This is a genomic window from Marinobacter sp. W-8 (assembly GCF_044342215.1).
GTDB classification, from domain to species: domain Bacteria; phylum Pseudomonadota; class Gammaproteobacteria; order Pseudomonadales; family Oleiphilaceae; genus Marinobacter; species Marinobacter nauticus.
The window spans coordinates 2,714,681-2,737,056 of record NZ_CP172297.1 but is presented as its reverse complement, the minus strand read 5'-3'; the positions used below and the strand labels follow the sequence as shown (position 1 = coordinate 2,737,056).

At 57.4% G+C, this 22,376-nt stretch carries 14 protein-coding genes and 1 pseudogene; 10 read left to right on the top strand and 5 right to left on the bottom strand.

Annotation, left to right across the window (positions count from 1 at the left end; all coding sequences use genetic code 11):
* Positions 1 to 52 precede the first annotated feature (52 nt).
* The 6 genes from ACF8YQ_RS12635 (at position 53) to ACF8YQ_RS12610 (ending at position 10,237) form a co-directional block, all read left to right on the top strand.
* Positions 53 to 1,063, top strand: a complete 1,011-nt coding sequence (locus ACF8YQ_RS12635) for a putative solute-binding protein (protein WP_396621590.1) — start codon at positions 53 to 55, stop codon at positions 1,061 to 1,063.
* A gap of 15 nt (positions 1,064 to 1,078) precedes the next feature.
* A complete protein-coding gene (locus ACF8YQ_RS12630) occupies positions 1,079 to 3,130 on the top strand; it encodes a TRAP transporter large permease subunit (RefSeq protein WP_396621589.1) in 2,052 nt (683 codons plus the stop codon).
* 150 nt (positions 3,131 to 3,280) lie between these two features.
* On the top strand, positions 3,281 to 5,890 hold the full coding sequence (locus ACF8YQ_RS12625; protein WP_396621588.1) for a S8 family serine peptidase: 2,610 nt from the start codon (positions 3,281 to 3,283) through the stop codon (positions 5,888 to 5,890).
* On the top strand, positions 5,887 to 6,384 hold the full coding sequence (locus ACF8YQ_RS12620; RefSeq protein ID WP_396621587.1) for a protease complex subunit PrcB family protein: 498 nt from the start codon (positions 5,887 to 5,889) through the stop codon (positions 6,382 to 6,384). The genes ACF8YQ_RS12625 and ACF8YQ_RS12620 overlap by 4 nt, the downstream gene beginning before the upstream one ends.
* A 94-nt stretch (positions 6,385 to 6,478) precedes the next feature.
* Positions 6,479 to 8,374 (top strand): DNA topoisomerase IV subunit B, encoded by a 1,896-nt coding sequence (gene parE, locus ACF8YQ_RS12615; protein ID WP_114434159.1) that lies wholly within the window; start codon positions 6,479 to 6,481, stop codon positions 8,372 to 8,374.
* Positions 8,375 to 8,470: 96 nt separating this feature from the next.
* Positions 8,471 to 10,237: an SLC13 family permease gene (locus ACF8YQ_RS12610; RefSeq protein WP_396621586.1), complete on the top strand. Its 1,767-nt coding sequence runs from the start codon at positions 8,471 to 8,473 to the stop codon at positions 10,235 to 10,237.
* On the opposite strand, the gene ACF8YQ_RS12605 is transcribed toward ACF8YQ_RS12610, so the two are convergent.
* Positions 10,225 to 11,508 carry an EAL domain-containing protein gene (locus ACF8YQ_RS12605; protein WP_396621585.1) on the bottom strand — a complete coding sequence of 428 codons (1,284 nt, stop codon included), beginning with the start codon at positions 11,506 to 11,508 and terminating at the stop codon, positions 10,225 to 10,227. The genes ACF8YQ_RS12610 and ACF8YQ_RS12605 overlap by 13 nt on opposite strands.
* 580 nt (positions 11,509 to 12,088) lie before the next feature.
* Here ACF8YQ_RS12605 and ACF8YQ_RS12600 point away from each other — a divergent pair.
* Positions 12,089 to 12,637: a cytochrome b gene (locus ACF8YQ_RS12600; RefSeq protein WP_396621584.1), complete on the top strand. Its 549-nt coding sequence runs from the start codon at positions 12,089 to 12,091 to the stop codon at positions 12,635 to 12,637.
* Between the two features lie 60 nt (positions 12,638 to 12,697).
* Positions 12,698 to 13,279: a YceI family protein gene (locus tag ACF8YQ_RS12595; protein WP_396621583.1), complete on the top strand. Its 582-nt coding sequence runs from the start codon at positions 12,698 to 12,700 to the stop codon at positions 13,277 to 13,279.
* 347 nt (positions 13,280 to 13,626) lie between these two features.
* On the opposite strand, the pseudogene ACF8YQ_RS12590 reads toward ACF8YQ_RS12595, so the two are convergent.
* Positions 13,627 to 13,770: pseudogene (locus ACF8YQ_RS12590) on the bottom strand (HAMP domain-containing protein); the annotation flags it as partial.
* A 518-nt stretch (positions 13,771 to 14,288) separates the two neighbouring features.
* Positions 14,289 to 14,543 (bottom strand): hypothetical protein, encoded by a 255-nt coding sequence (locus ACF8YQ_RS12585; RefSeq protein WP_206852630.1) that lies wholly within the window; start codon positions 14,541 to 14,543, stop codon positions 14,289 to 14,291.
* A 173-nt stretch (positions 14,544 to 14,716) separates the two neighbouring features.
* Between ACF8YQ_RS12585 and parC the strand changes: the two genes are divergently transcribed.
* Positions 14,717 to 17,023 carry a DNA topoisomerase IV subunit A gene (gene parC / locus ACF8YQ_RS12580; protein ID WP_396621582.1) on the top strand — a complete coding sequence of 769 codons (2,307 nt, stop codon included), beginning with the start codon at positions 14,717 to 14,719 and terminating at the stop codon, positions 17,021 to 17,023.
* Positions 17,016 to 18,248, top strand: coding sequence for a phosphoserine phosphatase SerB (gene serB, locus ACF8YQ_RS12575; RefSeq protein ID WP_396621581.1), 1,233 nt, complete (start codon positions 17,016 to 17,018; stop codon positions 18,246 to 18,248). Before parC ends, serB begins: the two co-directional genes overlap by 8 nt.
* Before the next feature lie 51 nt (positions 18,249 to 18,299).
* Here serB and ACF8YQ_RS12570 read toward each other — a convergent pair whose 3' ends face one another.
* Positions 18,300 to 20,384: an EAL domain-containing protein gene (locus tag ACF8YQ_RS12570; RefSeq protein WP_022991419.1), complete on the bottom strand. Its 2,085-nt coding sequence runs from the start codon at positions 20,382 to 20,384 to the stop codon at positions 18,300 to 18,302.
* Between the two features lie 102 nt (positions 20,385 to 20,486).
* A complete protein-coding gene (locus tag ACF8YQ_RS12565) occupies positions 20,487 to 22,301 on the bottom strand; it encodes a GTPase (RefSeq protein WP_396621580.1) in 1,815 nt (604 codons plus the stop codon).
* Positions 22,302 to 22,376 lie beyond the last annotated feature (75 nt).

Sequence of the window (22,376 nt, the reverse complement as noted above, 5' to 3'; positions counted from 1 at the left end):
CATTTATCTATGACTTAAAGATCAAAAACACAAGAATGACCCGGAGGTCGTCATGTTTCGCAAATCCCTTGCAGCCTTGTCTCTTGCAATCGCCGCCCCGCTGGCCTCTGCCCAGTCGGTTTCCATGTGTGTGTTCGATGTAATCGGCGCCAACGGCGACGTATACAACATGGTCAAGGACTACGCTCTGGAAATGAAAGCCCATGGGGTAGATTTCCAGCTCAAGCCCTACACCGATGAGGGCGTGGCCATTGGCGACTTCAACGCCGGCCAGTGCGATGCCGTCGCCGCGACCGACATCCGTATTCGCCCATTCAACCGTTTCACCGGAAGCATCAGTGCGGTCGGTGCCCTGCCAAGTTATGACGACCTGAAAACGCTGCTGGCCACCCTGGCACAGCCGAAGGCTGCGTCACTTATGAAGGACGGTGACTATGAGGTGCTGGGCATCGTACCGGCGGGTGCCGGCTATCTGTTCGTGAACGATCGCAGTATAGATACAGCGGGCGAGCTGGCCGGAAAGCGCATTGCCACCCTGGACTACCAGAAAGACGCCATCCACATGGTGAACTATGTAAAGGCGACGGTGGTTCCCTCGGATATCACCAACTTTGCCGGTAAGTTCAATAATGGGTCGGTTGATACCGCCTATGCGCCAGCGTTCGCCTACCAGGCTCTGGAGCTGTACAAGGGGATCGGTGACAAGGGCGGCATTGTCGACTACCCGCTGGCCCAGCTGACCATTCAGATCATTGCCCGGGACGGCGTGATCGAAGATGACACCGCCCAGAAAGCCCGGGAAGTGGCCTGGGGCATGTACCCGCAGGCGATGAATCTGATCGAGAGCCAGGAGAGCGGGATTCCGGAAGAGCAGTGGATACGGATTCCTGAGAAAGACATCGTTGGGTACCAGGAGATGTTCCGCCAGAACCGCCTGGAGATGCGCGATGGAGTTGACGGAGCCCCCAGCGTTTATCACCCGAAAATGCTGAGCCTGCTCAGCAAGATACGGTGCGCCAGCAACCCCGGCGCCTCCGAGTGTACCGCGGAAAACCGGGAATAAACGGAGAGCCTGACCATGAACTGGCGCGCAATGACTGCAACCGGCGTAAGAACGTTGTATCCCATGCACAGGTTGCATGGGGTGATTCTGCTACTGCTGCTTCTGGCCACCCTGCTGCTGGGTATGGGCAATTCGCTGCATTCCCGGTTGCTGTGGGTTGGCGAGCAGGTATGGCCGAACTATTACCTGCTTAATCCGGATGCAACCGAGCCCACCTGTAACCTGTTCATGGATATTGATAAAGAGGTGGAGCGCCGGGTCCAGGCCTGCAAGCCAGACCCGGACGACCTGTTCAGTTCACCGCCGGATCCCCAGGCTATCCGGCAGTCCCTGCAGAGTAACCTCGCGCTGTGTGAGCAGCGCCACCTGCAGTTTGCCGAGAACCAGAAGCACGCCACCTGGGCGCTTGGTGTCTACAAGGCGGTGGAGCAGGGCCTGGCCGACTTCCTGCTCGACAACATTGATCTGACCAAATTCCTGTTTATCGGCATGTTTGCCCTGGCTGCGGCCATTGCGGCCCTGGATGCCGACCATATTGCCTTGCGGCTGCCCCGCAACCGGGCGGAGTGGCGTTTGAGCCAGGGCGTACAGTTCACAGTAAATGGTTTGATGGTGCTCTCGCTGAATGCCTACATGGGTCGGCTGGCTCAGTCTCCGGGGTCTGAGGGCACTATTGTCCTGCAGTACGCCTGGGCTGGCGTGTTCGGGCTGTTCATGATCATCAATGCCGTCCGCTTCGTCTATGTGCCGGAGCGGATGAGGGCGGGTAGCCTGGCGTTGTCGTCCGGTCTTGTGGTGCCGCTCTATTGCACCATGGGCCTGATTGCCATGAGCTACTTCTTCTTTGTGGATGGCTACTCCTCCGGGCTGGCGATCTACTTCGGCATGATGTCGAACCTCTCGTCCATGTTCATCAACATCGGTCTGTACGTGCTGGTGGGCATGATGCTCAAACAGACTCGCGTTCCGGAGCTGCTGCTGAATCTGGTGAAGCCTTTCAACCTGCCCGCACCCTTGCTGGCTTCGGTGATTATCTTTGCCACTGCCTTCCCGACCGCATTTACCGGGGCCTCAGGTATTTTCATTCTGGCCGTGGGCGGAGTTGTCTATGATGAGCTGCGGCGGGCCGGGGCAGGGCGTCAGTTGTCGCTGGCCACCACTGCCATGTCGGGCAGCCTTGGGGTGGTGCTCAATCCCTGCCTGCTGATCGTGGTCGTTGCCGCGCTCAACAAAGAAGTGACCACCACCGAAATGTACGGCTGGGGTTTCTGGGTGTTCATCATGTCTGCCTCCCTGTTCTCCTTTGTGGTGTGCAAGACCGAAGGCAACTGGAAGCCACGGCCGGCTCCAGGCGCATTCCGCGCGGCCGTCATGGAGCTGCGCCCACTGCTGCCCTACGCACTGACGGCGGCGGTAGTGATCCTGGCCATCTGGGGGATCCTGGGGCTTAAGTTCAACGAGTACAGTGCGCCCCTGATCTTGCCGCTGGTTATGCTGGCGCTGGTTGCCCTGGACGCCGGCCGGAATAGCCGTGATGAAGGCCAGAGCCGTACCAGTGCGTTTTTCTCCCGAAGCACGGCGGCAGCCAGCGATTCTGCCGTGCATATTGGTGCACTGCTGGCGCTGATTGGTTTCTCTATCTGCCTGGGCGGTATTCTTGAGCGTTCTGATATTGTTCATGCCCTGTTCCCGGAGGATCTGACCAGCCCCTGGATTGCCATGCTGGTCATCGTGGTCATGCTGACGGTGATCGGGATGGTGATGGATCCGTTCGGTGCCGTCATACTGGTTTCCGCCACTATTGCCCAACCGGCCCTGCAGATTGGCATTGATCCACTGCATTTCTGGATCGTCTGCCTGGTGGCATTTGAACTTGGCTATCTCAGCCCGCCGGTTGCCCTGAATCACCTGCTGACCCGGCAGGTGGTGGGTGAAACCGAAGTGCTGGCAGCGGAACGTACCGGCACCTTCTGGCATCGCTATGAGAGACTGTTGCTGCCGCTGGTTGTGATGATTCCCACGCTTCTGCTGGTGGCCTTTGTGCCCATGCTTTTCTACGCTTTGTAAGGCCAGGAGAAGCGAAGTACTATGAAAGAACCCGCGATGCCAAGGCCCGCGGGTTTTTTCATTGGGCCCTTGAAGGTCTGACACCGGTCGATCAGGGATGTCTGGCCGTATACTCTGTGAACAGTTTCAACAAAGAATAAGAGAGACGCCGTGAGATTGTCGATTCTTGCTTTTGTTCTGGTGCCAGGGATGGCATTGCTCACCGGTTGTGGCGGTGGTTCGGGCGGTTCCGATGCCGTTGCACCGATAGCGCCGCCCAGTCCGCTTTCCGGGGTTATCAGTATTGAAGCCAACAGCCGGGTTGATCAGGACACGATGGACCAGTTGGGGCTGGATGGGGCGAGACCTGCGACCGTTTCACTGGGACTGCCGGACAACTTTGTGCTGGCCGGTTACCTGGCGGGCAGTGGTGGGAGCTATCCGACGCTCACGGATCAAGGCGTTATTTTTAGCTACGAGAGCGATGCTGAGGACCTCTACAACGTACCTATGGCAAAAGGCCAGTCGATTGTACTCGAGGCTTTTGGTAGTCGGGCAGGTAATCCGGCACTAAGGATTGAACTGACGGATAACGGAAGAATAGTCGATAGCGCGAAGACTGGAAGTGCCGGGTCTCGTGTTGTTGTCGAGTTGGGGGATGAAGCGGAAGGGGAATACAGCCTGACAGTGCGTACTCTCGGTAGTGGGCCTGCCCGTTACGTTATATCCAAGAACTCCGTCGGAACCGCAACACAACTGAATTTTGATTGGCCTGACTATGACTTTGTTCAGGGCGAGGCGTTGGTCTCCATGGCGGAGGGAAAGACCAGTAGTTTCGCCGTAAATGCTGGAGTCTCAGGGCGGCATTTGGGCGGTGCGGACTGGCTGGTATCAATGCCTGTAGTGGCGACTTCATCAGCGGCAAATAGTGGGATTGCTGGCCAACAGATCACGCTTGAATGGATCAGAGAGCTGAGAAAGCGGCCGGAATACAAGTCGGTGGTTCCTAATTATTTCTTTCGCACCCTGGCTACGCCGATTGATGAACCAGATTATTCCCTGAACTGGCACTACGACCTCGTTAATGCGCCGATCGCCTGGCAGATCGGTAACGCTGGCTTGACGCCCGTTCACGTTGCTGTGTTGGATAGCGGCCTTCTGCAAGACAGTGAAGGTCATTGGCATCCGGATCTTCAGCAGAATGTCGCCCCGGAAGGTCGAGATTTTATCGATGGTGGTGAGCCGGTTGATCCCGGAAGTAGCGTTGGCGGAGATGTTTATCATGGCACCCACGTAGCAGGCACTATCGGGGCCGCCCTCAACAATGAGGGGATTGGCGGAATTGCTTTTGAAAGCAAGATTGTTCCGGTGCGTGTGCTTGGTGAGGGTGGCGTTGGTACGTCGGATCAGCTCATAGCCGGGATTCGCTGGGTAACAGGTGAAACCAGCGGTGGATCGCCAAAAGCTCAGGTCGTTAATATGAGTCTGGGTGGGCTGCCCCAGATTAAAGCGCTGGAAAGCGCGCTGCGATATGGAGTGGGTGAAGGTCTGCTATTTGTGGCAGCCGCCGGAAATTCGGCTACGTCAGTACCGTCGTATCCGGCGGCATCCAGTCATGTGCTTTCAGTCAGTGCCGTTGACGCTGGAGGCCGCCCCGCCTCTTATTCCAATTTCGGTAGCTGGATTGACCTTGCGGCTCCTGGGGGCGATGCGAGCCGGGATGGCAATCTTGATGGCCTGGCCGACGTGGTCTGGTCGACCAGCGGAGAGCGTCGTGGAAGTGTTTCTGTGCCAGGTTATCGTGGGCTGCAGGGCACCTCCATGGCATCGCCGCATGTAGCTGGTGTTTTGGCCTTGATGAAGTCGGAAATGCCGAACTTGAACACAGTAACCGTTAGGGGGTGGTTAGAATCGGGACTGCTAACACAGCCTCAGGATGGCAGAACTGATCGCCTAGGGTGGGGGATTATCGATGCAGGCAAAGCTGTGGCCAAGGCTATCGACGGTGAACCTGTCACTGTCCTTTCTGCTTCACCCGCCGTGGTTAGCCTTAGCAATGAAGGTATATCAACACAGTTGGTTGAGATTCAGAAATTCGGAGACGCCTCGGTTTCCGCCGAAATGGTCGCGAGTCAGCCGGAATGGCTGGGCGCTGAACTATCCGGGAGTGCAGAAAGTGGTGATCTGGAATTAATGCTGACACTCAAACCAGATCTCCTGGACCCCGATGAGCCAGCCAGAGGGGTCGTTGATATTGCATACGAGGTCGATCTATCCCCGAACACATTGAGCATCCCCGTCATCGGGCAGCTGCTCAGCGATGAGCGTGCTCGAGATGCCGGGCGACATTTCGTCTTGCTTGTAAGCAAAGAGCCGACTGATGGCGGCTTTTATCTTGCGCAGTCTCAGGTCGTTGCAGATGTCGAGAACGGTCAGTATCGCTTCAGGTTTGAGCCGGACGATGGAGAAGAACCGAGACGGCTTTCTGAAGTTACCCCTGGTGAGTACTTTCTGGTTGCTGGAACAGATCTAGATGGAGATGGATTGATTTGTCAGGCGGGTGAAGCCTGTGCGGAGTATCCTGTTTCAGGCTTGCGAGAAGTGATCACCATAGAAGACGGCCAAAGCCTGTCTGATATCCGCATGACCACCAGTTTCTCGCGTCCAACCATTTCTACCTCCAACCCTGATATCCTTCCCAGGCCCGGGTTTAAAGGTTACAGATTACTGGAGCCTGACCAGGCGCCCTCGACCAACGATGGAGCAAAAGCAGTTCAATGAAAAGGACTCTGGTTCGATCATTTATCACCTCCGCTGCGATGCTGCTTCTGGCGGCGTGCAGCGCCACGGGCGGTCCCGGCGAGGGTGAGGGCGTCATGGTGCGGCAGATTACCCAGTCTGCGTATTGCGGCCTGACGGGGCCGGGGGTGGCGTTTGTGCGTTCGGAGGCCGATCGCGAAGCACTCCTGGATGTGAGTGGCCAGAATATGGCCACGGATGTGGTGCGCAAGGTTGATCTGAGCCGGGAGGCACTGGTGATGGTCACGCTCGGCCAGAAACCAACCGCCGGTTACAGCGTCGGGCTCCAGTCTGCGCTGGCGCAAGGTGAGAGTCTGGTGCTCGACATGCGGGTGAATGAACCGGCGCCGGACATGATGGTGGCCCAGGTGATCACCTCGCCCTGTGCGGTACTTGCGGTTGAGTCTCGGGGCTGGCAGCAGATTCGTGTGCAGGGCCTGACAGAGCAGCCACTGGTTCGGACGCTGGAAAACTGAAACCACTTGGCGCCGCCACAAAACAACCGTTGATCTTTCAGCCTGAATCCCTAAGCTATGGCGCAACGATCATTTGCGGAGCCATGCCATTCCTATGAGCGAGCAACAGTACAACGCCGATGCCATTGAAGTCCTGAGCGGTCTTGATCCGGTGCGCAAGCGCCCGGGGATGTATACCGACACGTCGCGGCCCAACCACCTGGCCCAGGAAGTCATTGATAACAGCGTTGACGAGGCCCTCGCCGGCCACGCCCGGCGGATTGATGTGGTGCTGCACAGCGACAATTCCCTGAGTGTGGAGGACGACGGCCGAGGCATGCCGGTCGATCTGCACAAGGAAGAAGGACTGCCCGGGGTGGAGCTTATCCTTTCCCGGTTGCACGCCGGTGGTAAATTCTCCCAGGGCAACTACAACTTCTCCGGTGGTCTGCACGGTGTGGGTGTTTCCGTGGTCAATGCCCTGTCCACGCATCTGGAAGTGACCATCAAGCGGGATGGTCAGGTGCATCGGATGACGTTCGCCAACGGTGACAAAGCCTCCGAGCTGGAAGTGGTTGATACCGTAGGCAAGCGCAACACCGGTACCCGCCTGAAGTTCACGCCCGACCCCAAGTATTTTGACAGTCCCAATTTTTCGGTCAGCCGCTTGCGCCACAACCTTCGTGCCAAGGCGGTTCTTTGCCCGGGACTGACGGTGACCTTCCTGCAGGAGAAGACCGGCGAGAAAGACGAGTGGTTCTACGAGGACGGTCTTCGGGATTATCTGCGAACGGCCCTGGCTGATATTGAAGCGGTGCCGCTGGAACCCTTCACCGGCAGTTTCTCCGGCAACAAGGAAGCCGTGGATTGGGCTATCCAGTGGCTGCCGGAGGGCGGTGATGCGGTGCTGGAAAGTTATGTCAACCTGATTCCCACTGCCCAGGGTGGTACCCACGTCAATGGTTTGCGCACCGGCCTGCTGGAAGCCATGCGGGAGTTTTGTGAATTCAGAAACCTGCTGCCCCGGGGGGTAAAGTTGTCGCCCGAGGATATCTGGGAACGGGTGGCCTATGTGCTGTCGTTCAAGATGCAGGAGCCCCAGTTTTCCGGCCAGACCAAGGAGAGGCTGTCTTCAAGGGAAGCCGCTGCCTTCGTCTCCGGGGTGGTGAAAGATGCTTTCAGTCTGTGGCTGAACCAGCACACCGACATTGCCGAAGCTCTGGCGGAACTGTTTATCAGTAATGCCCAGCGCCGGTTGAGGGCGAGCAAAAAAGTAGCCAGAAAGAAGGTGACCTCTGGCCCGGCGTTGCCCGGCAAGCTGGCGGACTGTTCCGGCGGTGATACCGCGAGATCGGAGTTGTTCCTGGTGGAAGGTGATTCCGCCGGAGGTTCCGCCAAGCAGGCCAGGGATCGGGAATTCCAGGCAGTCATGCCGTTGCGGGGTAAAATTCTGAACACCTGGGAAGTGGACTCGGGTGAAATCCTGGCGTCCCAGGAAGTACACGATATTGCTGTTGCTATTGGTGTGGATCCGAGCTCTGACGACCTTGCCGGCCTGCGCTATAACAAGATCTGTATCCTGGCCGATGCGGATTCGGACGGCCTGCACATCGCCACGCTGCTGTGCGCTTTGTTTGTGAAACACTTCCGGCCGCTGGTGGCGGCCGGGCACGTGTTCGTGGCGATGCCCCCGCTGTACCGCGTGGATCTCGGCAAGGAAACCTTCTATGCCCTCGACGAACACGAGAAACAGGGCATCATCGACCGCCTGGCCGCGGAAAATCGCAAAGGCAAGATTCAGGTAACGCGCTTCAAGGGACTGGGCGAGATGAACCCGTTGCAGTTGAGAGAAACCACCATGGCACCGGACACCCGCCGCCTGGTTATGCTCACTCTGGAAGAAGGGGATGACACCGACGAGCGGATGGACATGCTGCTGGGCAAGAAGCGCGCGTCGGATCGCCGGGCCTGGCTGGAAGCTTACGGAAACATGGCCGACGTGGCGGTTTGATATTCCATAATCAGCTATAAAAATCGATAGTTATTCTTTCTCAGAATTGCTCTGCCTCGCTATCCTGCCAGTTTTCAAACCGGAAAAGACCGAGTTATGGACTGGCAAGGATGGTTTTCCCTGGGGTTGGCGTTCACCGCCCTGTTATTGATGAGCTCAGGCCGCTTTGCGCCGCATCTGGTGATGATGGCGGTGCTTGTGGTGCTCAGTGCCGGTGGCATTATCTCCGCCGACCAGGCACTGGCCGGGTTCAGTAACAGCGGTCTGATCACCGTGGTGGCCATGTTTGTGGTGGCCGCCGGTATTCATCATTCCGGCGGTGTAGATCTGCTGGTCAACCACCTGCTTCGCAACCCGAAATCGGTCCGTTCCGCGCAGGCCCGCATTGCCCTTCCGGTTTCCCTGCTGAGTGGCTTCCTCAACAATACGCCGGTGGTTGCCACCATGATTCCCGCCGTCCATGCCTGGTCCCGGAAGATCGGTATTTCACCCTCCAAGTTGATGATTCCGCTGAGTTACTCAGCGATTCTGGGCGGCACACTGACACTGATTGGCACCAGCACCAATCTGGTTGTTAATGGTCAGTATCAGCAACTGACCGGTGAGGCCGGGTTCTCGATCTTTTCCATTACGGCGGTTGGTTTACCGGTGGCCATTATCGGGCTGGCGGTCATGCTTCTGGTTATGCCTCGGGTGTTGCCCGACCGTAAAGACCAGCAGAAGTTTGGCTCCATGAGGGAGTTCACGCTGGAAGTGGCGGTGTCCTTTGAAGGTCCGCTGGTGGGCCGGACCGTGGGTGAAGCCGGCTTACGGGAACTGGAGCGATTGTATCTGGTGGAAATCGAGCGGGATGGCAGTGTGGTCACTGCCGTCCCCTCGGAAGAACGGCTGCGTGGCGGTGATCGGCTGGTGTTTGCGGGCGATACCCAGGCGATCTCAGACCTGTTGCGCATCAATGGCATCGTGCCGTCGGTTCACGACGATGAGCCCAGTCTCAGTCAGGATCGTGCCGAGCGGCGGTTGGTGGAAGCCGCTTTGTCTCCGCAATCGGATGTGCTGGGCCTGACCATCCGGGACGCGAGGTTCCGGGACCGATACGGCGCCGTGGTGCTGGCGGTGGCCCGGGGTGGTGAGCGGGTGTCGGGCAACCTCGGCAACATTCGCCTGAAGCCTGGCGACGTCTTGCTGCTTGAGGCGCGTCCGGCCTTCGTCAGCCGTCAGCGCTACAACAAGGATTTTCTACTCATCAACGACCTGGAAACGGAAACGCCCCGACATGACCGGGCCTGGCTTTCCTGGGTTATCCTGCTTGTGTTGGTGAGCCTGGCGGCCTGCGGGGTGATGAGTATGCTCAACGCTGCCTTGCTGGGAGCCGCTCTGATGATCCTGTCCGGCTGCTGCTCGGTGGGGCAGGCTCAGAAATCGGTGGATGTGCCAGTCATCCTCACCATCGCAGCGTCCTTTGCGCTGGGAGCGGCATTGGAAGAAACCGGAGCAGCGGCGTTTATGGCTGAGGCTATTCTGGCTTTCAGTGCAGGCCAGGTGCTGCTAACACTGTTTCTCGTATACTGCGCTGTGTCGTTTCTGACCGAGGTCATCACGAACAATGCCGCAGCTGTACTGGTGATTCCCGTTGTGCTGTCGATGACCGGCAGCATGGGGGTGCCTGCAGAACCCTTTGTTATTGCCGTGATGATGGCAGCCTCCGCCAGCTTCGCCACGCCATTGGGGTATCAGACCAATATGATGGTGTTTGGTCCTGGTGGCTACCGGTTTTCCGATTTCGTGAAAGTGGGGTTGCCCATGAATGTGCTGGTGGGGTTGGTAACGGTCGCGGTGATTGCCGTGGTTTACGGGTTGTGATCCGCGTTGGCAAGAATATCGCAGCAGAGTACCCGGAGGTTGCCGTCCTGACGGAAGGCCAGTGACAGGGTTACGCACATGTAGGCGCCAGTGACGCACAGGTAGGGAGTGGTCACATGAATGTTCTCTGGCTGGGCCAGCGCCTGGCGGAGATACTGCTGGCGAAACCAGTCTGCACTGCTGGTATTTTCCAGTGGTCGGAATCTTGGATCCTGCTTTTTAACGGCGGACTCGGAAACCAGAGTGTCTTCCAACTGAACGCCCTGGTCGTCCACCAGATAGCAGCGGGAAACCGTGTGGTGGCTGAGCAGCTCAAAGCAAGCCTGATCCATGGACAGGCCCTGCTGCAGGCGCTCGATCACCCGTCGGAAAGGCCCGCTGAAATGGTTGACGACCAGCTGGGTCGGATCATGACTAATCTGCTTGCTGCTTTTGTACTCTTCGAGCAAATCCGCGAAATTCATTGTGCTTTGGGGCAGTTCGTCCAGTTCCAGGCAGGGTCGGCGAAAGTAGAAGCCCTGTACAAAGTCGACACCGGCATCAATGGCAATCATGGCCTGATCCCGGGTTTCCACCCCTTCCAGCAACACCAGGCAGCCAGATTGATGCAGCAGGGATACCATGCCGTTCAGTATCTGCCTGGCGCGGCGATCTTCGGTTGCCCGGGTCAGCAGGGTACGGTCCAGCTTGACGATGTCCGGTGACAGATTCCAGATGCGCTCGAAATTGGAGTGCCCGGCACCAAAATCGTCAATGGCGGTCAGACACCCCAGTTTGCGGTAGTAGGCAACGGTATCCCGCAGCCGCTCGGCATCGTCGGTTGGCTGTTCAACGATCTCCATCACGATTCGGTGTGGCGGCAGCCCGGTTTTCTCAAGCAGTTGTCCGAAAAAGGAATCGGATTGGGAGCCGGAGGTGACCACCCTGGGGGAGACGTTCAGGAACAGCCAGTTGACCTGATCCTTGATCTCGCTGTAATTGCGAATGTGCAGGTATCGGCAGAGTCTGTCCAGCAACAGATTTTCGGCTTCGGAAGCGGGCAGCTCGAACAGGTGCAACGGCAGGACAGCTGAATTGTCGTTGTCGAAGGCCCGGATCAGGGCTTCGTAACCGACAGTACGTTTGTGGGAAATGCTGTAAATCGGCTGAAGGGCAGTGCGTAATTTGAGCCCGCGAAAATCCGCTGTCCACACCTGACCCTGCTGATTAAGCATGGGGGAAAGCAGGTCTACTTCCGGCGCGGGTAGCGAATCGGGAAGATTGTGGGACATAGGCAGGTCTGTACCCTTCAACGAATACATTGGCGCAGTACTGAAGTACACGCCAATCTGTTAGCCACTGTGCCTGTGTCCCTGGCACGGACGCCTGAAATTCAGGCGTTACCTCATCAATTCGTCGAAGGTTGCCAAAAAACAAGAACCATTACCACTACTTAATGCATAAAAGACGAAACAGTTTGTATCTTTCAGGCATTAAAACGGTGGTAAAGAAAACCCGGCAGTAGCCGGGTCTGTATCAAATCAGTTGTTGCTGGGTACTACCACAGACTCGTCAAATTCAAGTTCCATGTCGTTTCCTCTCGGTCACTGAGGCCCCGGACGGGGCGGATTAAAAGTATGGTTAAAGTTTATCGCTGTCATAATTTTCAACAATCCGTAAAACCGCATACGACCAAAGTGGTTGCTGTCAAGTGTTTGCGGATCGTGGATGCTATGGTCAGAAAATCTGATGCAGGCCAGCAAAACATTTTGATTTTGGTCAGCTCTCTGTCCTTCTAGACTATGCTGATCTTATCTGGAGGACGTGGAAAAGCCGTTTGGGTCCACATCAGCAACGGAGGCGATTGTTTTTATGCAGGCAAAGAATTCAGAAGACGCATACGGGTGGGTGGCAATCCTGCTGCATTGGCTGGTGGCCGCCACCATTATCGGGCTGTTTGCCCTGGGCTTCTGGATGGTCGATCTCTCTTATTATGATCCCTGGTACCGACAGGGGCCGGACATCCACCGCAGCGTGGGTATTCTCCTGTTCATGGCGATGGTGCTCAGACTGGTCTGGCGGCTGTTAAGCCCGCCGCCCAGGCCTTTGCCCAATCACCAGCGCTGGGAGGTGGTTTCTGCTCACCTGGCGCATGTGGCGCTGTATCTGTTGATCTTTGTCGCCATGATCAGTGGCTATCTGATTTCAACGGCTGACGGCTCTGCGATCCATGTGTTCGGCTGGTTTCAGGTGCCATCAGTGACAGGCCAGGTGAAAGGCCTCGAAGATACGGCGGGAGTCATCCATTACTGGAGCACCTGGGCGATTGCCGTGCTGGCCGGCGTTCATGCGCTGGGGGCGTTGAAGCATCACTTGATCGACCGGGACAGTACGCTTCGCAGAATGCTTGGGTTGGCCTGACAGTTCCGGGACAGCTAACTCTCTTAACGCAACGCAAAACAGACTCAAAAGGAGTGAATAATGAAAAAGATTCTTCTGGCTTCAGCCATTTCAGCCGCGATGGTTGCCTCTGTGCAGGCAAACGAGCACAGCGGTACTTACGCCTTCGATACCCAGGGCACGCACCAGTTCGTAACCTTCAAGATTTCTCATCTGGGCTACAGCTGGCTGTACGGTCGATTCAACGATTTTGATGGTGAGTTCACCTACGATGCGGACAATCCCGAAAACAGCTCTGTATCAGTAACGATCGATACCTCCAGCGTCGACAGCAACCATGCCGAGCGCGACAAGCATTTGCGCAGCGAAGACTTCCTGTATGTGAGTGAGTTCCCGGAAGCGACGTTCAAAAGCAAGCGTGTGGTGGTTGACGAGGCCGGTGAGGCGGACATCATTGGTGATCTGACTCTGCGTGGCGTTACCCGGGAAATCACCCTGGACGCCGAGCTGGTTGGCCACGGTGAAGACCCCTGGGGAGGCTATCGCATGGGTTTTGAGGCTGAAACCGAGTTGCGCCTGAAGGATTTTGCCATTCCCATGGATCTTGGCAAAGCCTCCGAAACCGTGGAAATCGAAATCTCGGTAGAAGGCATCCGGCAGTAATCGGATCCTTCCGGCGATGACGCGGCGGTCCGGTTAAACCCGGAACCGCCCTGTCTGTTGTTCCAGCTCCCTGACATAGCTCTCGACGAGTTGCGGATGATCTGGGCGCTGTTGTTTCCCTTGGTTTCCGCTTCGCGAGTGATCTCTGCGGCGCGGGAGGCGTTCCCGGCTACTTCTTCAATCGCACTCTGCATTTCGTTGATAGCGGTGGCCACCATGGAAATGGAGTCGGTCTGGCGGGTCACACCATCGTTGTTGTCCCGGGCGGCAGTGGCCAGCTCGGTGGCACCCGCACCGAGATCGCGACTCAGATTCTGAATGGACCCGATCATGCCCTGCAGGTTTTCCAGTTCCCGGTTGAAACTTCTGGCCAGTTTGCCGAGATCATCCTCGACCGTTACCGGAACCCGCTGAGTCAGGTCGCCTTCGCCCTGGGCAATGTTGTCGAGCTGATCCCGGAGAGCACTGATCGAGGAGATGATCAGTTTCATGAACACCGTGAACAGTGCGATGGCGATAATGATGGCAATCACGGTGATAGCGAGGACGGTGGCTGAGCTGGAGGTGCCTTCTGAGGAAGCCTCGGCCGAGCGTTGCTGGGCCTGATCGTCAGCGTGGGAACCGGCGCTGTCGTAATAATTCCGGAGTTGATCGAACAGTGGCGCTGTTTCTCGTGCGGCGAGATCCCGGGCCTGTTGTGGGTTGCCGTTGGCCTCCAGTTCCATGACCGGGCGAGCGGATTGTTGCCAGCGATCAAAGGCGGTATTGAAACCCTGGGTGACATCGGAGATGCCAGTTCCTGCCAGACGTTGCGCGCTGTCCTGGAAGCGTTGCCTGGCCTTTTCGGCATTTTCATTGAAATCCGCAAGAGCTCCGGAGGTGTCCTCGTTGTTGAAGGCCTGGTCCAGCAGAGTCATCTAACCCCCCAGACTTCGACGTTAATGTCTTATCCAAAGCGTAGCAGGGGGGGCGATTTGTCACATTTGAGGTGCCAGGCCCTTGATATGGGTCAGGATTTGCCGACGGTCTCGGCGGATGAAGGTTCTTCGGTCTGTTCACAGGCACGGCAAAGATGCCGTTGACGGAGGAACTGGGCGGCGAAAATAACGGCCCATATCAGTACCCCCGCCCATATATAGGGCTCGGGAACCTGGAAGGTACCACTGATGGCAAACTCCACCAGGAGCATCAGGGCAACGGCCAGAACCGCATTGACCATGGCTGTAACCATGGCTTGCCCGCAGGCTTTGAGATTGGGTTTCATAGGTTTCCGCTTGTTCAGAGAGTAAACGGCTTTCTAATCACTGTGGCGAGAATACGGCTCACCTTACAGAGTCTCCATGCGGGAATTCCGCTATTGGAAATTGGTGTATCGGGGCTGGCGTCCATATAATGTGCGCCACAACATTGATAGGCATCCAAGGCAAAGAGGCGTCCATGCCAGAGTTTCAGACAACGGATGAAGGTTTCGAGCGGGTATCACTCCGGGACTACACCGAGAAGGCGTACCTGGACTATTCCATGTATGTCATTCTGGACCGGGCTCTGCCCAACGTAGGGGACGGGCTCAAGCCCGTACAGCGGCGGATTGTATACGCCATGTCGGAGCTGGGGCTGAAGTCCACCTCCAAATACAAGAAATCGGCTCGTACCGTGGGTGATGTGCTTGGTAAGTTCCACCCGCACGGCGACAGTGCCTGTTACGAGGCCATGGTGCTCATGGCCCAGCCGTTTTCCTACCGCTACCCGCTGGTAGACGGGCAGGGTAACTGGGGTTCTCCGGATGATCCCAAATCCTTTGCCGCAATGCGATATACCGAATCGCGGCTGGCTCCGTTCGCGGAAGTCCTGCTCAGTGAGCTGGGGCAGGGAACCGTGGACTGGGTGCCCAATTTTGACGGTACCATGGAAGAACCCTCGGTACTTCCGGCCCGGTTGCCGCACGTGCTGCTCAACGGCACCACGGGTATTGCTGTTGGTATGGCAACCGATATTCCGCCCCACAACGTGCGGGAGGTGACGGCAGCCTGTATTCGTCTGCTGGATCAGCCTGATGCGTCCGTGGATGAGCTGTGCGAACACATCAAGGGGCCGGATTTCCCAACCAGGGCTGAAATCATCACCCCTCGCAAAGACCTGCGCCAGATGTACGAGACCGGTCGGGGGTCGCTGCGGATGCGCGCACGCTGGATTCGCGAGAATGGCGAAGTGGTGATCACTGATCTGCCCCACCAGGTCTCCGGAAACCGGGTGCTGGAGCAGATTGCCCAGCAGATGCAGACCAAGAAGCTGCCCATGGTGGCAGACCTGCGCGATGAATCGGATCATGAAAATCCGACCCGTCTGGTGATTGTGCCCCGCTCCAATCGGGTTGATCTGGACGGGCTGATGGCTCACTTGTTTGCCAGTACCGATCTGGAGAAGACCTATCGGGTCAACATCAACGTGATTGGCAACGATGGCCGGCCAGGCGTAAAAGGCTTGTACACCATTCTGACCGAGTGGCTGGCATTCCGGAAGACAACGGTAACACGCCGTTTGCAGCATCGCCTGGACAAGGTGCTGGCGCGGTTGCATCTTCTGGAAGGCCTGTTGATTGCCTACCTCAACATTGATGAGGTGATCGAGATTATCCGCACCGAAGACAAGCCGAAGGCGGAGCTGATGGCGCGCTTTGGTCTGTCGGCGGAGCAGGCAGAGGCCATTCTGGAGCTGAAATTGCGGCACCTGGCCAAGCTGGAGGAAATGAAGATCCGCGGCGAGCAGGATGAGCTCTCCGCCGAGCGCGATGAGCTGCAGGCCATTCTGGGCTCTGAAGACCGGCTTCGCGAACTGATCAAGACCGAACTCCAGCAGGATGCCGAGACCTTTGGTGATGAGCGCCGTTCGCCGATTGTCGAGCGGGAAGAAGCCCGCGCCTTCAGCGAAACCGATCTGGTATCCAACGATCCGGTGACGGTGGTTCTGTCGGACAAAGGGTGGGTCCGTGCCGCCAAAGGGCACGACATCGACCCCGCTGGTCTCAGCTACAAGTCTGGCGACCGTTTTGCCCTGGCGGCGAAGGGGCGCAACAACCAGCAGGCGATTTTCCTGGATTCCACCGGCCGGGCCTATTCATTAATGGCCCACAGTCTGCCCTCTGCCAGGGGGCAGGGCGAGCCCCTGACCGGGCGGATCAATCCCCCCTCCGGAGCTACCTTCTCCGGTTTGTTGATGGGCAATCCCGAGCGCAAGACTCTGCTGGTCACAGACGGTGGCTATGGTTTCGTTACGTCGCTGAACGACATGATCAGCAAGAATCGCGCGGGCAAGGCCGTGGTCAGCGTGCCTAAAGGCGCCAGAATCATGCCGCCGGTGATGATTCCGGAAACGGCATCGACTCTGTACCTGGCGGCCATATCCAATGAGGGCCGCATGCTGGTGTTCCCGCTCAGCGAGCTGCCGGAGCTAGCCAAGGGTAAAGGTAACAAGATCATCAGCATTCCCTCCGCACGGGTGCAGAATCGCGAAGAATACGTGGTTGCGGTCGCCGTGTTCGGTGAAGAGGATCAGCTGGAAGTGAAAGCGGGTAAGCGCAAGCTGGGCCTGCGGTTTGGCGATCTTGAGCACTACCTGGGTGAACGGGGCCGTCGTGGTCATAAGCTGCCCCGGGGCCTGCAGCGTGTGGATGGTATTGATGTGATTCCGTCGGCGGCGCGAGCCGAGGAAGAAGCCCAGAGCGGGGAGAATACAGAGAGTGAGTGAGCTGGTACTGGTAAACGTATCGGGCCGGGACAAACCCGGCCTGACCTCGGAAATCACCGGAATCATGGGGCGCTACGATGTCCGCATTCTGGATATTGGCCAGGCGGTTATTCATGACCATCTGACCTGGGGCATTCTGATCGAAATCCCGGATGAATCGAAATCCTCTCCGGTGATCCGGGACTTGCTGTTCCGGCTGCACGCGCTGGATCTGCAGGTGCATTTTGCGCCGATCACCGAGCAGGAATATCAGGCCTGGGCCGAGGGCCGCAACCGGGCCTGCTACATCGTGACCCTGCTGTCCCGGGACATCAAGGCTGAGCAGATTGCCAGGGTGTCGGCGATTACGGCTCGCCATGGCCTGAACATTGACAATATTACCCGCTTGTCGGCCCGGCCATCACTGAATACCTCGGAAAACCGCATTGCCTGCGTCGAATTCTCGGTACGGGGAACACCCTCGGATCTTGAACAGCTGCGTGCCGATTTTCTGCACATTGCCGGCGAGATGAATGTGGATATCGCCTTTCAGGAAGATTCAATCTTCCGGCGCAACCGCCGGCTGGTGGTGTTCGACATGGACTCCACGCTGATCGAAGCGGAAGTGATCGACGAGCTGGCCCATGAAGCCGGGGTCGGCGAGCAGGTGGCTGAGATCACCGAACGCGCCATGCAGGGTGAACTGGATTTCAGCCAGAGCTTTGCTGAGCGCCTGGCCCTGCTAAAGGGGCTGGACGAGTCTGTGCTTGAAGGGATCGCCAACCGGTTGCGGATGACCGAGGGGGCTGAGCACCTGATTCGCAGCCTGAAAGCACTGGGGTATCGGACCGCCATCCTGTCTGGTGGTTTTACCTATTTTGCCCGTCATCTGCAGAGTAAACTGGGCATTGACTATATCTACGCCAACGAGCTGGAGATTGTCGATGGCAAAGTGACCGGTGAGGTGAAAGGTCAGATTGTAGATGGTAAGCGAAAGGCGGAGTTGTTGCTGGAAATAGCTGAGAAAGAGCATATTTCCCGGGAACAGGTGATTGCCGTTGGCGACGGCGCCAATGATCTGCCAATGCTCAGTCAGGCGGGCCTGGGAGTTGCTTTCCGGGCCAAGCCACTGGTCAAGGAGTCGGCACGCCACTCCATCTCCACCTTAGGGCTGGATGCGATCCTGTACCTGATCGGGTTCCGGGAAAGCGAGACCAATCAAACGCTTCAGAATACCCACCTCTGAAACCAAAAAGGGCGAGAATGATCTCGCCCTTTTTGGTTAAGCGGCCGTTGATCAGTTGTCGCCGAAGTCGTAGTTCATCTCCGGTACCGGCGCCTGCAGGTAGTAGCCCTGAATGTAGTTCACGCCTGCCTGCCAGAGCGTCGCAAGAACGCCGGCGTTTTCCACCAGCGGGATGATGGTCAGCTTGCCGGCATTCTGCAGGCTCTTGACCATTTCCTTGACCTGCTCTTTGGCCTCGTCACTCTTCTGGATTTCTTCCGTGAACGAACCATCAATCTTCACGTAATCCGCCTCAATGTGCTTGAGGGTGTTGAACGGATTGAGTGCGCAGCCGAACTGGGAAATGGATACCTTGCTGTGCAGTTCGTGCACCGCCTTGGTGAAGTCCTTGGCCTGCTTCATGTAGTTGTTGGCATCGCCTTCGCGGATCTGGAAGATCAGCGAATCTCCCGGCAAGCGGGCAGCTTTGAGGGCAACGCTGAGCCAGGGCGTGAAGGTCTTGTCCTGCAGCGTCTCGGCTGTGATGTTCAGGAACAGGCGAGTGTCGTGGCCCCTTGAGCGGTGGCTCGATAGCTGCTTGATGGTTTGCAGGATAACCCAGCGGTCGATCTTGATGGCGGTATCGCTGGGTCCCATCGGCGGCAGGAAGTCATAGGGCGAGACTTCTTCGTTGTCTTTGTTGAGCATCCGGACAAAGGCCTCGTAATGCTCCTCACCCTCACCGCGCAGGTTGATGATGGGCTGGAACAGCAGCCGGAAACGGTTATCGTCCAGAGCCTTGAGAATGGCCTCTACCGAATTGGTTTCATCGAGGCTCTCGTATTCAGCCGGGTTATAGACCAGGATGCCGTTGCCACGCTCGTGGCCTTCCTGTTTTTTCACATCGGCCGAGGCAGTATGGGCCCGGCCCATGAGTTCTTCGGCCTTTGGTGAGTTTTCCGTGATCGCGGCGATACCGATGGACACGGTCAGCGGAACTGTCCGGCCGTTGATGTCGAACAAGTGGTCCTCGACCGCTTTGCGGATGCGCTCGCACAGACTTTCCATGCTGGCTTCATCACAGGGCAGACACATGACGCAGAAGGCATCGTCGCTCAGGCGGGCCAGGGTGACCTCGTCGCCGGCCTGTTCCCGAAGCAGGGTGGCGAGATCGCCCAACAACAGATCCGCGCCGGAGATGCCGACCTGGCTCTTCATGCTCAGGAAATTATCCAGGGCAATGTAGGCAAGGGCGCCGGTCTTGTTGTCCTTGCCAGCCGTGGCGATAGCCTGGGCCAGGGCATCCATCAGGTACTGACGGTTGTACAGGCCGGTCAGCAAATCCTGGCTGCTGATCTGTTTCAGCTTTTCCTCCAGCTCGGCATCGCTGTGTTCCGGTTGCAGAACGATCTGGGTGCAGGCCTCTCCGTCGTATGTGGCTGCGGACACCGACATGGTGACATTCAATTCGTGGTCGTCACTGCGGCGCGCGGTGCAGTTCAGAGTCATGCCATCTTTGCGCTCTTCGGCGAACGCTTTCATGAACTCCTTGTATTTCTCCTGGCTTTCCGGCGTAAGGGTATCGAGCACCGGAATACAAATCAGCTCGTCGATGTCGTCGTAGCCCAGGAATTCCATGTAGGACTGGTTGGCATAGATGTGCATGCCATCGTTGATGTAGGCAATGGCATCCTTGGAACTTTCCAGCAGCAACTGGCATCGCTGCTCGGCCTCACGCAGATGAGATTCCAGTACCCGGCGTTTGCGACGTTCCTCAAGAGCTGCCAGCTCCCGCTTGACCACCAGAACGAGCTGGTCGGTGTACTGAAAGGGCACGGCATCCTGGGCACCGGCACGGATGATGTTGACGGTACGCTCGCGGCTGTATTCCTCGGTCAGCAGAACGAAGGGGATGTCCTTGTCCATGCGCTTGACCATGGCCAGGGCATCGTCCGCCCCGAACTCCTGTTCCAGGTCACGTGCCAGCAGCAAGTCCCAGTTGGAGGTCTTGAGCGCTTCTTCCAGATCTTCTTCCGAGGTAATCCGGTGAGCGCGGGTTGCCTTGCCGGAGTTGCGGAGCAAGCTGACCATGGATTCCGCATCGTTTTGTGATGGGTCAAGAATCAGCAGGTGTACGGTCGTGTTTTTCTTCTGCATTCGTCAGACGTCTCGTGGTGCCGGATATTCACGGATGAATGATGCAGGGGTTGGCCAGCAATAACAACCCTGGCCATGCCGGCAGTTGACGGGCCGCACTATTTAAAGCGACGGCCACAGTGAGTCAAATTCGTCTTCCGTAGTGCCTGGCGTTGATGGGGGAGCACCACGGCCGGCAGTTGGGGTGATGGGATTCTGGAGTTTCAGCTCGAACTGGCTGATGCTGCCAGTGGCCGAGACCTTTTTCAGTAGCTGTCCCTGGTCTTCCCGGCCATCGTGCAGCAGCGAGATCCGGCTGCCGGTCTGGAACGGCAGTCGCGGGGTAATCAGTGTCGCGGCCTGATTGACCACGCTGATTTCGGGCAGCAGTAGGCCCCTGAGGTACTCGCTGCTGTTGCCGACTTTCTGGATAAGTCGCACGGCACAGGGCGCGGCGCTCGGCGCCAGTAGCTCAATGCCCACCTGAGTGCCCTGGTTGCGGATCTGGCGCAGCCAGCGCACAACGGCAATGCTCCAGGGGTGCGAGCTCTGTTCTCGTACACCCAGAATTTCACCGGCCTGCAACGACGCCGGTACATTGCTCTCCCAGGCCACACAGTAGCCACCGGGGCTGGTGTTGATCAGCAGGGCGTGGTGGGATCTTGGTCGGTTTTTATCCTGAACAGCTGATGGTTGTTGACTGCCGCCACTGGTACGGAAGTTGATCGGGGCATCGGCAGAATGCAGGCGGTCTTCATTGGGGCCGGCATCGTGCGCGCCGGACCAGGCGTCTGCCTTGCGATTGGCATTGCGGATAAACAGGTTGTCGGATTCGTGATGACTGCTTTCGTTGCCATCAAGAAATTCTGAGAAGACTTTCTGGCCGGCCACGAAGTAATGCGCAGCGGTGAGGCCCACGCACACTTCCAGCGTGCCCTGGCTGGCAATGCGGTTGAAATTGCGCTTGGCTAGAATACCGAGTGCCTGGCTCAGGTGCGTGAGCAAGGTGTCGCTCACCTTGGAGGAAATTTTCAGTGCCTCGCCTCCGTGGCTGTCATGGCGCCGGGCGTGCAGGGTCTCTGCCAGCAGGGTGGAGAGGTCGCGGGTGTCGAAACTGAAGCTTTCATTGCCTGGTGTATTTTCGAGCAGGCTGCGGTAGACCGGCGGATTGTCTTTTTCCATGTTGATGACAAACAGGCTGTCGGGGCCAAGATCCGGAGCACACTGACAATGCTCGGTCCAGGACTCAAACAATTCATATACCTGTGTCAGTTCCGCCTGACGCAGTTGGTTCGGCCGCGCACAGCCAAGCAGAAGAATGCGTTTGTAACTGTCGCCAACGGTACTGGCCCGCCGGTGGGTGAGGGTGTCGTCATCCACCTCCATGTTGGCCAGTTTGTTCCGGTGCGCAAAGCGGAACATCCGATGGCATTCCAGCCAGCTGTTGGCCGGGCTCGGACAATACAGTTGATGGGAGCGGAGTATGGTGGCAGCCAGCTCCGACATTGCCCGATGAATGGCCGTGGCAATCTGGCGCCGGTGTTTGTCCACTCCGCCATTGTCTACGTATTCCAGCAGGCAAAGCTTGTATCCGGCCGCCAAGTGCAGCTGCAGTGCCTGGGTCAGATTGGCAATCTTCCGCTGCTTTTCAGGCAGCGCGATGGCCAGCCCGAGAAAGTGCCTGGACAGTTCATTGCAGACAAAATGAATCTTGTCACGCACGATTTCCAGAAACTGCATGCGCTGGAGTGGCGACAGGAACAAGTGATTCAGCTCAATAATCGCGTGATACAGCTGACGCGAAGCTTCACCAGTGTTGGCCATCGGCAACTGATCCGCCCAAACGCGAAAGGCCTTGGGGGTGGTGTCGCAAAACGACAGGCTCGCTGTTTTCTGCTCAGGAACCTTAAGCTCGGGTTTCAGGATCTTACCATCCATGTTCTCACGCCAATGTCGGGACTGCGTTAGTTGTAACTCAGCGAAAACGCCGAAAATACAGGTCGTTATTGTTTA

Bases quoted from the DNA above. Each gene is read 5' to 3' on its own strand.
- ACF8YQ_RS12635 (WP_396621590.1), top strand. From the start codon at position 53: ATGTTTCGCAAATCCCTTGCAGCCTTGTCTCTTGCAATCGCCGCCCCG.
- ACF8YQ_RS12630 (WP_396621589.1), top strand. From the start codon at position 1,079: ATGAACTGGCGCGCAATGACTGCAACCGGCGTAAGAACGTTGTATCCC.
- ACF8YQ_RS12620 (WP_396621587.1), top strand. From the start codon at position 5,887: ATGAAAAGGACTCTGGTTCGATCATTTATCACCTCCGCTGCGATGCTG.
- parE (WP_114434159.1), top strand. From the start codon at position 6,479: ATGAGCGAGCAACAGTACAACGCCGATGCCATTGAAGTCCTGAGCGGT.
- ACF8YQ_RS12610 (WP_396621586.1), top strand. From the start codon at position 8,471: ATGGACTGGCAAGGATGGTTTTCCCTGGGGTTGGCGTTCACCGCCCTG.
- ACF8YQ_RS12605 (WP_396621585.1), bottom strand. From the start codon at position 11,508: ATGTCCCACAATCTTCCCGATTCGCTACCCGCGCCGGAAGTAGACCTG.
- ACF8YQ_RS12600 (WP_396621584.1), top strand. From the start codon at position 12,089: ATGCAGGCAAAGAATTCAGAAGACGCATACGGGTGGGTGGCAATCCTG.
- ACF8YQ_RS12595 (WP_396621583.1), top strand. From the start codon at position 12,698: ATGAAAAAGATTCTTCTGGCTTCAGCCATTTCAGCCGCGATGGTTGCC.
- ACF8YQ_RS12585 (WP_206852630.1), bottom strand. From the start codon at position 14,543: ATGAAACCCAATCTCAAAGCCTGCGGGCAAGCCATGGTTACAGCCATG.
- parC (WP_396621582.1), top strand. From the start codon at position 14,717: ATGCCAGAGTTTCAGACAACGGATGAAGGTTTCGAGCGGGTATCACTC.
- ACF8YQ_RS12570 (WP_022991419.1), bottom strand. From the start codon at position 20,384: ATGCAGAAGAAAAACACGACCGTACACCTGCTGATTCTTGACCCATCA.
- ACF8YQ_RS12565 (WP_396621580.1), bottom strand. From the start codon at position 22,301: ATGGATGGTAAGATCCTGAAACCCGAGCTTAAGGTTCCTGAGCAGAAA.